Here is a 12,669-nt window from a genome sequence, read left to right on the forward strand (position 1 = left end):
GCCGCGGCGCCCCAGGATCACGGCAGGCCCCTAGATAGCAATACCCTGATCGGCCAAGAACGCAACAAATGCATCCTCATCCAGCACCCTCACCCCCAGCTCACTGGCCTTGGCCAGCTTGGAACCGGCACCGGGACCGGCAACCACGCAATGGGTCTTGCCGGACACCGAGCCGGCTACCTTGGCGCCCAGGCTTTCGAGTTTTTCCTTGGCGATGTCGCGACTCATGCGCTCCAGGGTCCCGGTCAGCACCCAGGTCTGACCGGCCAGCGGCAGCCCTTCGGCAACTTTTTTCTCATTGCTCCAGTGCATGCCGAACTCCAGCAACTGAGCCTCGAGAGCCCGTGCAAGCTTCTGGTTGGCCTCGTCGCGGAAGAATTCGCGCACTGCATCGGCCTGCTTGGTGTTCAAGACCTGGCGCAAGTCGATGCCGTCGGCTTCGATGATCTTGTCCAGGCTGTCGAGCTTGGCCACCAGCTTTTCCGCCCCCGTCGGGCCGACCGAGGCGATATCGAGCTTGGCGATCATGCCGGCCAAGGTGGTGCTGGCCGCGAACTCCGCTGCCACCTCGCCCTCGTCCTGCAACTGCATGCCGCTGGCGAACAGTTGCTCGATGACCTTGCGGTTGTGGTCGTCTTCAAAGAAGTTATGAATCTCATAGGCCACTTCGAGCCCGATGTCCGGCAGGTAGGTCAGCACCTGCGGCAGCGCCTTCTGAACCCGCGCCAGGCTGCCCAGCGAGCGAGCCAGGACCTTGGCGGTCTCCTCGCCCACATCCGGAATGCCCAAGGCATAGATGAAGCGTGCAAGGCTCGGGCGCTTGCTGGCCTCGATGGCGTCCAGCAGCTTCTTGCTGGAGACCTCAGCGAAACCTTCCAGACCAACGATCTGCTCGAACGCCAGCTTGTACAGGTCCGCCGGCGAGCCGATCAGCCCCTCATCCACCAACTGCTCGACGCTCTTTTCACCCAGGCCGTCGATGTCCATGGCGCGACGGGACACGTAGTGAATGATCGCTTGCTTGAGCTGGGCACCGCAGGCCAGGCGACCGACACAGCGATACACCGCGCCCTCGCTGGTGGTTTCCTTGCCCTTGCTGCGCTTGACCAACTGGGTGCGCTCGACCTGCGAGCCGCACACCGGGCATTCGCTAGGCACTTCCACCGGACGGGCATCTTCGGGACGACGCTCGAGCACCACCTGCATCACCTGCGGGATAACGTCACCGGCGCGGCGAATGATCACCGTGTCACCGATACGCAGCCCCAAGCGCGCAATTTCATCCATGTTGTGCAGGGTGGCGTTTGACACGGTCACGCCGGCGACCTTGACCGGCTTCAGGCGTGCCACGGGAGTGACCGCACCGGTACGACCGACCTGGAACTCGACATCCAGCACTTCGGTCAGCTCTTCCATGGCGGGGAACTTGTGGGCCACGGCCCAGCGCGGCTCTCGGGCGCGGAAGCCCAGCTCGCGCTGCGCGGCCAGATTGTTGACCTTGAACACCACGCCGTCGATTTCGTAGGCCAGGCTGCTACGCCGCTCACCGATGTCGTGGTAATAGGCCAGGCACTCTTCGATGCCCGCCGCGTGCTTGAGTTCGCGGCTGATCGGCAGGCCCCATTGCTTGAGTTGTTCGAGGATACCAATGTGGCTTTCGCCGATGCTCTCGGAGACCTGCCCCACGCCATAGCTGCAGAATTCCAGCGGGCGACTGGCAGTGATCTTCGGGTCCAACTGACGCAGGCTGCCGGCCGCCGCGTTGCGTGGGTTGGCGAAGGTCTTGCCGCCAGCAGCGGCCTGGACAGCGTTGAGCCGGTCGAACCCGGCCTTGCTCATGTACACCTCACCGCGCACTTCAAGCACGGCAGGCCACCCCTGGCCCTGGAGCTTGAGCGGGATATTCCGCACGGTGCGCACGTTGGCGCTGATGTCCTCGCCGGTGGTGCCATCACCTCGGGTCGCGCCTTGCACCAACTGGCCATCACGGTACAACAGGCTGACCGCAAGGCCATCGAGCTTGGGCTCGCAACTGAAATCGACCGCACCGGACTGATCGAGCCCTTCGGCCACGCGCCGGCCGAACTCGCGCAGGTCGGCCTCGTCGAAGGCGTTGCCGAGGCTGAGCATCGGCACTTCGTGACGGACCTGGCTGAATGCCGCCAAGGCATGACCACCGACACGCTGGGTCGGCGAGTCGGGCGTCACCAGGTGCGGGTATTCGGCCTCCAGCGCCTTGAGTTCGTTGAACAGGCGGTCGTACTCGGCATCTGGGATGCTTGGCTCGTCGAGCACGTAATAGCGGTAGTTGTGCTGATCGAGCTCGGCTCGCAGTTCGAGAATTCGGGTTTCGGCAGTCATTTTTGGCTCTCTTGCAAAGCAAAAAAGCAGCCAACAGGCTGCTCTTTCGTTTGGATCCTTCTGTCAGCGCTTCTGAGTCAACGCACGGCGCTCGAACTCGACGATACGCTGGCGGTAGTGCTCGATGGTCTGGGCGGTCAGCACGCTGCGCTGGTCGTCCTTGAGCTCGCCATTGAGCTCATGGGCCAGCTTGCGTGCCGCGGCCACCATCACATCGAAGGCCTGCTTTGGATGGCGCGGGCCTGGCAGACCGAGGAAGAAACTCACGGCCCGGGTGCTGAAGTGGTCGATGTCGTCCAGGTCGAAGACGCCTGGCTTGACCGCGTTGGCCATCGAGAAAAGCACTTCGCCGTGACCGGCCATGCTTTCGTGACGGTGGAAAATATCCATTTCACCGAAGCGCAGGCCGCTCTCGAGAATGTTCTGCAGCAGCGCCGGCCCCTTGAAACCACCTTCGTCACGGGAGATGACACTGATCACCAGCACCTCTTCGACAGGTGGCAGCTCTTTGGCCGCGTTGCCGCTGGCAGCAAAACCGCTGTTGCGATTGTTGTCGGCGGCCAGACCTTCATCGGCATCGTCGAACAGGTCGGGCTCGCGCTGCTCGGCAACCAGGTTCAGGTCACCCTGTTGGGCTTGCGCGGTACGCTTGCCGCGCTTGTTGGCCTTGGCAGGCTTGGGTTCGCGCTCACGCTCACGCTCGGGCGCACTGACCGAAGGCAGGTCGCTCTCGTCCAGCTCCGGCTCCTTGTGGGTGTCCAGTACCCGCGATGGGCCAAGCACCTCGGCACTGCCTTCGTCGTCCGGCAGGTTGGAGTAGCTGCGATCCAGACGGAACTTCAACTTGCCTTTACCGCCGCGCATGCGGCGCCAGCCGTCGAAAAGAATACCGGCGATGACAATGATGCCGATGACGATCAGCCACTCGCGCAGACCGATTTCCATGTAATCCCGTGCCTCTATAAAAATATGCTTGAAAACAAAGGGTTCAAAGCCCTTTAACACGTGGCGCCAACTCTATGTTCTGACAGGCGTTTTACCCACGCAAAAAACGAGTGACATTAAGCTAGCACGACCAAAGACAACTTTACACCGTCTGTCGCACATGACGGGGGCATTTGCCCACACATTCTGCCCTATCTTCGCTCATCAGGCGTCGACCATGGCCAGAGCCTCCTCCACATCAACTGCAACAAGACGTGAGCACCCAGGCTCATGCATGGTCACCCCCATCAATTGATCGGCCATCTCCATGGCAATCTTGTTGTGGGTGATGTAGATAAATTGCACGCTTTCACTCATGTCCTTGACCAAACGGGCGTAGCGCCCGACGTTGGCATCGTCCAGCGGTGCATCGACTTCGTCGAGCATGCAGAACGGTGCGGGGTTCAACTTGAAGATGGCAAACACCAGCGCCAATGCGGTCAGTGCCTTTTCGCCGCCGGACAGCAAATGGATGGTGCTGTTCTTCTTGCCCGGCGGACGCGCCATGATCGTCACCCCTGTATCGAGTAAATCTTCGCCCGTCAGTTCCAGATACGCGCTGCCGCCACCGAAAACTTTTGGGAAAAGCGCCTGTAATCCGGCATTTATCTGATCAAAGGTATCCTTGAAGCGGTTGCGGGTTTCCTTGTCGATCTTGCGAATGACGTTCTCCAGGGTCTCCAGAGCTTCGACCAGGTCGGCGTCCTGAGCATCCAGATAGCGCTTGCGCTCGGACTGCTGCTCGTATTCTTCGATCGCCGCCAGGTTGATCGCGCCCAGGCGCTGGATCCGCGCCTCCAACTGCTCAAGCTCCTGCTCGGTGCCCTGCTCGCTGGCCTCGGGTTCCAACGTGGCGAGCACGCCCTGCAAATCATAGCCATCGGCCAGAAGTTGCTCCTGCAGCGTCTTGCGGCGCACGTCCAGGCCCTGGCACTCCAGGCGCAACTGCTCCAACTGGCCACGCAGCAACTGTGCCTGCTGTTCGGCCTGGGTACGGCGCTTCTCGGCCTCTCGCAGTTCGCGGTCGGCCTCATCCATGTGCAGACGCGCCTGGCGCATTTCCTCGTCGACGCTCATGCGCCGCTCCAGCAACTCCTCCAGCTTCAGACGCAGTTCTTCGAGCGGCGCTTCGCCCTCCTCCAGATTGAGGCTCAATTGCTCCTGGCGCTCGCCAAGGCGCGCAGCCTGCTGCTCCAGACGCTCCAGAGCCTGGCGAGTGGAGTCGTGCTGGGCGCGCAACGAACCCAGGCGCACGGCGAGTTGGTGGGCATGGTCCTTGTGCTGACGGGCCTCCTGTCGCACACGGTCGAGACCCTCGCGCAAGGTATCGCGCCGGGCCATCAGCGCTTCGCGCTGCTCGGCGTCCTGTGCCATGAGGTCCAGCGCCTCTTGCAGCAACAGGCGCGCTTCGCCCAATTGCTCATGCTCCACGGCGCGTTGCTCCTGCAACTCGACCAGCTCTTCGTGCAAGCGGCCGCGGCGCAGTTCCAACTGCTCGGCACGCGCACGGGCGGCCGACAGGCGCGAGTTGAGCTCGCCGTGCTGTAGGGTTTGCTCCTGGGTGCGGCGGCGCAGTTGCTCTCGCTGCTCTTCGTGGTCCAGTTGCTGCTCGCGCAGGGCCTGCAACCGTTGTTCGAGCACCTCGAGCGCCGCCTCCTGCTCAGCCTGGTCGAAGCCCAGGCGCTCGATTTCCTGGCCACGGGCCAGCACACCACCCTGGGCGTCTCCACCACGGCTGATGCGCAGGAAGTGCCGGCCCACCCAGTAGCCGTCGCGGCTCACCAAGCTCTGACCTTCGCCCAGGGAGGCGCGCAGGGCCAAGGCTTGCGCGAGGTCCTCCACCGGCTTGACCTGGGCCAGCCACGGAGCCAGGTCGGTACGACCTTCGACCTTGTCCAGCAGGCTGCCGGCCGGGCGCGCACCCTCCTCGTCGGCCAGCAGCAAACGCAGCTCGCCCTGCTCGAGGTGCGTGAAATCAAGCCCGGCGAAGTCATTGACCAACACCGCTTGCAAGTCAGCTCCGAGCACCGTCTCCACGGCCAGCTCCCAACCCGGCTCGACACGCAAGCCCTCGGCCAGCCGGGGCTGGTGCGCCAGGCCTTGTTCGCTCAACCACTGCGCAATGCCTGCGCCTGGTTCGAGGGCGGCCTGCTGCAATGCCTCGAGCGAGGCCAGGCGTCCGCCCAGCCGCTGCAGATCGCCCTGCGCCTGCTGCTGCGCTTGGGTCGCCTGCTGCAACTGCTCACGCACGCCCTCAAGGCTGTCGACCAGTTGCTCTTCCGCCAACTGCAGCGCTTCAAGCTGTACTTCACTGCCTGCCAACTGCTCGCTCAAGGCCCGCATGTCGGCATCCTGCGGGTCGGCGCCCAGCTGCTCGCCTTCCTCGGTCAGTTTGCGCTGGCGTTCGCTCAGGCGCTCCAGGCTGGCTTCAAGCTGCTGCAGACGCGACTGCTGGACCTCGGCCTGGCGCCGAGGTTCGGCAGAGCGGGTATTGAAGCTGTCCCACTGCTCTTGCCAGCCGTGCATGCCTTGCTCGGCTTCTTCCAGGATGGCGGCAGCCTCCTCGGCCGCGGCCAGGGTCAGCTCCTGCTCGGGCAGCAGCCTGTCCAGCTCTTCGCCCAGCGTGGCCAGCAGGGTGCGATCGTGGCCCAGGTGCGACTCGGTCTCCAGTCGCGTGCGCTCGGCCTCCTTGAGGTCGTCCTGCAACTGACGAAGGCGTTGCTGGCCGTGCTGAATGCTCTGCTCGACCCGGGCGATATCGCCGGCCACCGAGTAGAAACGCCCTTGGACCTGGTTGAAGCGTTCGGACAGCTCGTGATGACCGTCGCGCAGGCGCTCGATGGCGGCGTCGGCATTGCGTTGCTCGGCCACCAACGCCTCATGGGCGACGTCCTGATCGCCAATCACCCCTTCACGCTGGCGCACGCGGGCATCTAGGTCGCGCCAGCGCAAAGCCGACAAACGCGCCTTGAACTGGCGCTCCTGGGCTTTGTACTCGCGGTATTTCTCGGCGGCCTGGGCCTGGCGATGCAGGCGCTCCAACTGGCGCTCCAGTTCTTCGCGCAGGTCGGTCAGGCGCGCCAGGTTTTCCTGGGTGCGGCGAATGCGGTTCTCGGTCTCGCGGCGGCGCTCCTTGTATTTGGATATGCCAGCGGCTTCCTCGATGAAATTGCGCAGCTCCTCGGGCTTGGCCTCGATCAGCTTGGAGATCATGCCCTGTTCGATGATCGAATAGCTGCGCGGGCCCAGGCCGGTGCCGAGAAAAATATCGGTGATATCACGCCGACGGCACTTGGCACCGTTCAGGTAATAGGTGTTCTGCCCGTCGCGGGTCACCTTGCGACGGATGGAAATCTCCGCATAGGCGGCGTATTCGCCCACCAGGGTATTGTCACTGTTGTCGAACACCAGTTCGATGCTGGCCTGGCTGACAGGCTTGCGGCTGGTGGAGCCGTTGAAGATGACATCGGTCATCGACTCGCCACGCAGGTTCTTCGCCGAACTTTCGCCCATCACCCAACGCACCGCGTCGATGATGTTGGACTTGCCACAGCCGTTGGGGCCGACCACGGCCGCCATGTTGCTGGGGAAGTTGACCGTGGTCGGGTCGACGAACGACTTGAACCCGGCCAGGCGAATGCACTTTAGGCGCATCGGTCAGACTCGGGCCAACGCAGCCAGCACCAGTTCGCAACTACGCTGGCCGTAGGCGGTAAGCACTTCGCGAATGCGCGGCAGGTCTCGGGCGACCACGGCGTCGAGCAAGCGGGCGAACAGCTCCAGGTAGTCGTTCATGTTGGCCTGGCGCTGATCCAGTGACAGGTAGTAGGCACGGCTCATGGCCGGCTGCAGGTTCTCGACGGTTTCCTGGAGGAACGGGTTGTCAGCAAACGGGTAGGCCGCGCGCATCACGGCAAAACTTTCGGCGACGAAGGTCTTGATGTCCTTGTTGGCGCACGCTTGCTGCAGGCGCTGCTGAATGCCCAAGAATGGCAACAGGTCGCTCTCGACGCGCCATTTCTGCGCAACCGCGTTGCCCAGCAGGATGTAGAACTCGCTCATCAAGGTGCACAGGCTGCGCACGCTGCGTTCGTCCAGTTCGGTCACATGGGCACCACGACGCGGCAAGATCGCGACCAGATGCCGACGTTCGAGGATCAACAGGGCCTCACGCACCGAGCCACGGCTGACATTGAGCGCCTGGGTGACCTTCTGCTCCTGGATACGTTCTCCCGGCGCGAGTTCGCCACGGATGATCCGCTCGGCCAGGTAGTCGGCAATCTGCTCTGAGAGGCTGTCCGGCGCCTTGAACGTCATGGTTTTCCTTCAGAATCATTGAACTGGAGACAAGGGCGGGATTGTAGCGCACTTGCAGCCCAATCGAGCAGGGGGACTACAGCCTTTGTTGGCATCGCCCAATGCCCTCGATGACGGCCCGATCTATGCTTAGGAAAAGGACGGGTTCGGTGGAATCGGCGTAGGAATGAATAATTTCCTGACCTTTGAGTCAGAAAAATATTGACCTTCAGGTCAGCCCTGCTTAGAGTCCGCCCGAACAACAATAAAACCATTGCGAGGCCTTCCCCGTGATCCAGTTTCTCGTCAATCAGGAGCTGCGTAGTGAGCACGCCCTGGACCCGAACATGACGGTGCTGCAATACCTGCGCGAGCACCTGGGCAAACCCGGCACCAAGGAGGGCTGCGCCAGTGGCGACTGCGGCGCCTGCACCGTGGTGGTCGGCGAACTGACCCAGGACGCTGCCGGCAACGACACCTTGCGCTACCGCAGCCTCAACTCGTGCCTGACGTTCGTTTCGTCGCTGCACGGCAAACAGCTCATCAGCGTCGAAGGCCTCAAGCACCAGGGCAAGCTGCACAGCGTGCAACAGGCCATGGCCGACTGCCACGGTTCGCAGTGCGGCTTCTGCACCCCTGGTTTTGTCATGTCGCTGTTCGCCCTGCAAAAGAACAGCGAAGGCCACGACCTGCACCAGGCGCAGGAAGCACTGGCTGGCAACCTGTGCCGTTGCACCGGTTACCGCCCGATTCTCGACGCGGCCCAGCAGAGCTGCGCCCAGCCCTGCCGGGACCAGTTCGATGCCCAGCAGGCCCAGACCATCAGCCGCCTCAAAGCCATTGCCCCGACCCAGACCGGCGAGCTCAACAGTGGCGACAAGCGCTGCCTGGTGCCGCTGACCGTGGCCGACCTGGCCGACTTGTACAGTTCCCACCCCGAGGCACGCCTGCTGGCCGGTGGTACCGACCTGGCGCTGGAAGTCACCCAGTTCCACAAGACCTTGCCGGTGATGATCTACGTCGGCCACGTCGCCGAACTCAAGCGCATCGAGAAAACCGCCAGCCACTTGGAAATCGGCGCCGCCACCCCGCTCACCGACTGCTACGGCGCGCTCAACGAGGAATACCCTGACTTCGGCGCCCTGCTCCACCGCTTCGCCTCGCTGCAGATCCGCAACCAGGGCACCCTGGGCGGGAACATTGGCAACGCCTCGCCGATTGGCGACTCGCCACCCTTGCTGATCGCCCTGGACGCGCAGATCGTGTTGCGTCAAGGCCAGCGCCAGCGCACTCTGGCACTGGAAGACTATTTCATCGACTACCGCATCACCGCACGCCAGGACAGCGAGTTCATCGAGAAGATCATCGTGCCCCGCGCCAGCGCTGACTGGGCGTTCCGCGCCTACAAAGTGTCCAAGCGCCTGGACGACGACATCTCCGCCGTGTGCGGGGCGTTCAACCTGAGCATCGAAAATGGCGTGGTCAGCGGTGTGCGCATTGCCTTCGGCGGGATGGCCGCCATTCCCAAGCGTGCCCGGGCCTGCGAAGCCGCACTGCGCGGCAAGCCTTGGAACCAGGCCAGCATCGAACGCGCCTGCCAGGCGCTGGCCGAGGACTTCACCCCGCTCAGCGACTTCCGTGCCAGCAAGGAGTACCGCCTGCTGACCGCGCAGAACCTGCTGCGCAAGTACTTCATCGAACAGCAATCGCCATACATCGAGACCCGGGTGACCGCTTATGTCTAACCATCACGCAGCCAAGAGCCAGGCCGAGATGGCCGAACTGTTCCGCCAGGACCTGACCACCGGTGTTGGCCGCAGCATCAAGCACGACAGTGCCGACAAGCATGTGTCCGGCGAGGCGGTGTACATCGACGATCGCCTGGAGTTCCCCAACCAGTTGCACGTGTATGCCCGCACGTCCGACCGCGCCCACGCACGCATCCTGCGCATCGACACCACGCCCTGCTATGCCTTCGAAGGTGTGCGCATCGCCATTACCCACGAAGACATTCCCGGCCTGAAGGATATCGGCCCGGTGGTTGCCGGTGACCCGCTGCTGGCCATCGACAAGGTCGAGTTCTTCGGCCAACCGGTACTCGCCGTGGCCGCCCGCGACCTCGACACCGCGCGCCGTGCGGCCATGGCCGCCATCATCGAGTACGAAGACCTGGAACCAGTGCTGGATGTGGTCGAAGCGTTTCGCAAGAAGCACTTCGTGCTCGACAGCCACACCCACCAGCGTGGCGATTCGGCCGCAGCCCTGGCCAGCGCTGCGCACCGCCTGCAAGGCACCCTGCACATCGGCGGCCAGGAGCACTTTTACCTGGAAACCCAGATCTCTTCGGTAATGCCTACCGAAGATGGCGGCATGATCGTCTACTGCTCGACCCAGAACCCCACCGAGGTGCAGAAGCTGGTCGCCGAAGTGCTGGACGTGCCGATGAACAAGATCGTGCTCGACATGCGCCGCATGGGCGGCGGTTTCGGAGGCAAGGAAACCCAGGCGGCCAGCCCGGCGTGCCTGTGCGCGGTGATCGCCCGCCTGACCGGCCAGCCGACCAAGATGCGCCTGCCGCGCGTCGAAGACATGACCATGACCGGCAAACGTCACCCGTTCTACGTCGAGTACGACGTGGGCTTCGACGATGACGGCCGCCTGCATGGCATCACCTTCGACCTGGCTGGCAACTGCGGCTACTCCCCGGACCTGTCCGGTTCGATCGTCGACCGCGCCATGTTCCACTCCGACAACGCCTATTACTTGGGCGATGCCACCGTGCACGGCCACCGTTGCAAGACCAACACCGCCTCCAACACCGCCTACCGTGGCTTTGGCGGTCCGCAGGGCATGGTCGCCATCGAGCAGGTGATGGACCACATCGCCCGCCACCTGGGTCGCGACCCGCTGGAGGTACGCAAAGCCAACTACTACGGCAAGACCGAGCGCAACGTCACCCATTACTACCAGACGGTCGAGCACAACATGCTCGAAGAGATGACCGCCGAACTGGAAGCCAGCAGCGACTATGCCGAGCGTCGCGAGTCGATCCGCCGCTTCAACGCCAACAGCCCGATCCTGAAGAAGGGCCTGGCGCTGACCCCGGTCAAGTTCGGTATTTCGTTCACCGCCACCTTCCTCAACCAGGCCGGTGCGCTGATCCACATCTATACCGACGGCAGCATCCACCTGAACCACGGCGGCACCGAAATGGGCCAGGGTCTGAACACCAAGGTCGCCCAGGTGGTCGCCCAGGTGTTCCAGGTCGACTTCAGCCGTATCCAGATCACCGCCACCAATACCGACAAGGTGCCCAACACCTCGCCGACCGCCGCCTCCAGCGGCGCCGACCTCAATGGCAAAGCGGCGCAGAATGCCGCCGAAATCCTCAAGAAGCGCCTCACCGAATTCGCCGCACGCCACTATCAGGTGACCGAGGAAGACGTCGAGTTCCGCAATGGCCATGTACGGGTGCGCGACCAGATCGTCAGTTTCGAGCAACTGGTTCAGCTGGCGTACTTCGCCCAGGTTTCGCTGTCGAGCACCGGTTTCTACCGTACGCCGAAGATCTACTACGACCGCAGCCAGGCGCGTGGCCGGCCGTTCTACTACTTCGCCTTCGGCGCGGCATGCGTGGAGGTGATCGTCGATACCCTGACCGGCGAATACAAGATGCTGCGCGCCGACATCCTGCATGACGTCGGTGACTCGCTGAACCCGGCCATCGACATCGGCCAGGTGGAGGGCGGCTTCATCCAGGGCATGGGCTGGCTCACCACCGAGGAACTGGTGTGGAACGCCAAGGGCAAGCTGATGACCAACGGCCCGGCCAGCTACAAGATACCGGCAGTGGCCGACATGCCGCTGGACCTGCGCGTGAAGCTGGTGGAGAACCGCAAGAACCCGGAAGACACCGTGTTCCACTCCAAGGCCGTGGGCGAGCCACCGTTCATGCTCGGCATCGCTGCCTGGTGCGCGATCAAGGATGCCGTAGCCAGCATCGCCGACTACCGCGAGCAGCCGAACATCGACGCGCCAGCGACGCCGGAGCGGGTGTTGTGGGGCTGTGAGCAGATGCGCAGGGCGGTGGCCACGCAACCGGCCGAACCGCAACTGGAAACAGAGACTCAGTAACACCGCCCCCAAAGCGGGCCGAGCTACCTGAAGAGGAATTGGATCATGCACCAATGGATCAACGCCCTCGCCGACCATCAATCCCGTGGCGAAGCCTGCGTGCTGGTGACCATCATCGAAGAGCGCGGCTCCACGCCACGCAACGCAGGCTCGAAGATGGTGGTCAGCGCCGACGGCCTGTTCGACACCATCGGTGGCGGCCACCTGGAATACAAGGCCCTGCACATCGCCCGGCAGATGCTCGAAGCGCAACGCACGACCCCGCATCTGGAGCGCTTCAGCCTGGGCGCCAGCCTCGGCCAGTGCTGCGGCGGCGTCACTGTACTGCTGTTCGAACCCATGGCCGCGGTGCAGGCGCAGATCGCTGTGTTCGGCGCGGGCCATGTCGGCCGCGCTCTGGTACCCTTGCTCGCCGCGTTGCCCTGCCGAGTACGCTGGATCGACTCACGCGAGCAGGAGTTTCCCGAGGTCATCCCTAACGGTGTGACCAAGGTCGTCAGCGAGGAACCGGTCGACGAGGTGGCAGAGCTGCCAGCAGGCTGCTACTGCATCGTCATGACCCACAACCACCAGCTCGACCTGGAACTGACCGCCGCCATTCTGAAGCGCAACGATTTCACCTGGTTTGGTCTGATCGGCTCGAAGACCAAGCGCGCCAAGTTCGAGCACCGTCTGCGCGAGCGCGGCTATGACGACGCCGTCATGGCACGCATGCGCTGCCCGATGGGCCTGGCCGAGGTCAAAGGCAAGCTGCCGATCGAGATCGCCGTGTCCATAGCCGGGGAAATCATTGCCACTTACAACGCCTGCTTCGGCCAGCACGACGCTGCCGCCAATGCCGGCCCCATTGCCCAGTTGCTGCCGCCTTCACGGCGCAGCCAAGCCCTTTGACGA

7 protein-coding genes are annotated in these 12,669 nt (G+C 63.3%); 3 read left to right on the forward strand and 4 right to left on the reverse strand.

Translation table 11 applies throughout. From position 1 onward, the window contains the following. Positions 1–30: 30 nt before the first annotated feature. The 4 genes from ligA to IF103_RS16165 all read right to left on the reverse strand — a co-directional run bounded on the left by ligA (position 31) and on the right by IF103_RS16165 (position 7,662). Positions 31–2,361, reverse strand: coding sequence for an NAD-dependent DNA ligase LigA (ligA, locus tag IF103_RS16150; RefSeq protein ID WP_202675478.1), 2,331 nt, complete (start codon positions 2,359–2,361; stop codon positions 31–33). Positions 2,362–2,424: 63 nt separating this feature from the next. Then, positions 2,425–3,306, reverse strand: coding sequence for a cell division protein ZipA (gene zipA, locus IF103_RS16155; protein WP_104881441.1), 882 nt, complete (start codon positions 3,304–3,306; stop codon positions 2,425–2,427). 204 nt (positions 3,307–3,510) lie between these two features. Continuing rightward, on the reverse strand, positions 3,511–6,999 hold the full coding sequence (smc, locus tag IF103_RS16160) for a chromosome segregation protein SMC (RefSeq protein ID WP_104883435.1): 3,489 nt from the start codon (positions 6,997–6,999) through the stop codon (positions 3,511–3,513). Positions 7,000–7,002: 3 nt separating this feature from the next. Next, positions 7,003–7,662, reverse strand: coding sequence for a GntR family transcriptional regulator (locus IF103_RS16165; protein WP_023381437.1), 660 nt, complete (start codon positions 7,660–7,662; stop codon positions 7,003–7,005). A 269-nt stretch (positions 7,663–7,931) separates the two neighbouring features. Here IF103_RS16165 and xdhA point away from each other — a divergent pair, with 269 nt between their 5' ends. Genes xdhA through xdhC form a run of 3 tightly spaced genes read left to right on the forward strand, consistent with a single transcriptional unit; the run spans position 7,932 to position 12,666 of the window. Next, entirely contained in the window at positions 7,932–9,386 is a 1,455-nt protein-coding gene (gene xdhA / locus IF103_RS16170; RefSeq protein ID WP_023381438.1) for a xanthine dehydrogenase small subunit, read from the forward strand. Beyond that, positions 9,379–11,775: a xanthine dehydrogenase molybdopterin binding subunit gene (xdhB, locus tag IF103_RS16175; protein WP_023381439.1), complete on the forward strand. Its 2,397-nt coding sequence runs from the start codon at positions 9,379–9,381 to the stop codon at positions 11,773–11,775. Before xdhA ends, xdhB begins: the two co-directional genes overlap by 8 nt. A 45-nt stretch (positions 11,776–11,820) precedes the next feature. Then, positions 11,821–12,666 (forward strand): xanthine dehydrogenase accessory protein XdhC, encoded by an 846-nt coding sequence (xdhC, locus tag IF103_RS16180; protein WP_104881439.1) that lies wholly within the window; start codon positions 11,821–11,823, stop codon positions 12,664–12,666. The last annotated feature ends 3 nt before the right edge of the window (positions 12,667–12,669 follow it).

Origin of the sequence: Pseudomonas sp. SK2 (assembly GCF_016772395.1) — a bacterium.
GTDB lineage: Bacteria > Pseudomonadota > Gammaproteobacteria > Pseudomonadales > Pseudomonadaceae > Aquipseudomonas > Aquipseudomonas taiwanensis.

Coding starts and splice junctions, on each gene's coding strand:
- smc (WP_104883435.1), bottom strand. CDS start 6,999: ATGCGCCTAAAGTGCATTCGCCTGGCCGGGTTCAAGTCGTTCGTCGAC.
- xdhC (WP_104881439.1), top strand. CDS start 11,821: ATGCACCAATGGATCAACGCCCTCGCCGACCATCAATCCCGTGGCGAA.
- xdhB (WP_023381439.1), top strand. CDS start 9,379: ATGTCTAACCATCACGCAGCCAAGAGCCAGGCCGAGATGGCCGAACTG.
- zipA (WP_104881441.1), bottom strand. CDS start 3,306: ATGGAAATCGGTCTGCGCGAGTGGCTGATCGTCATCGGCATCATTGTC.
- ligA (WP_202675478.1), bottom strand. CDS start 2,361: ATGACTGCCGAAACCCGAATTCTCGAACTGCGAGCCGAGCTCGATCAG.
- IF103_RS16165 (WP_023381437.1), bottom strand. CDS start 7,662: ATGACGTTCAAGGCGCCGGACAGCCTCTCAGAGCAGATTGCCGACTAC.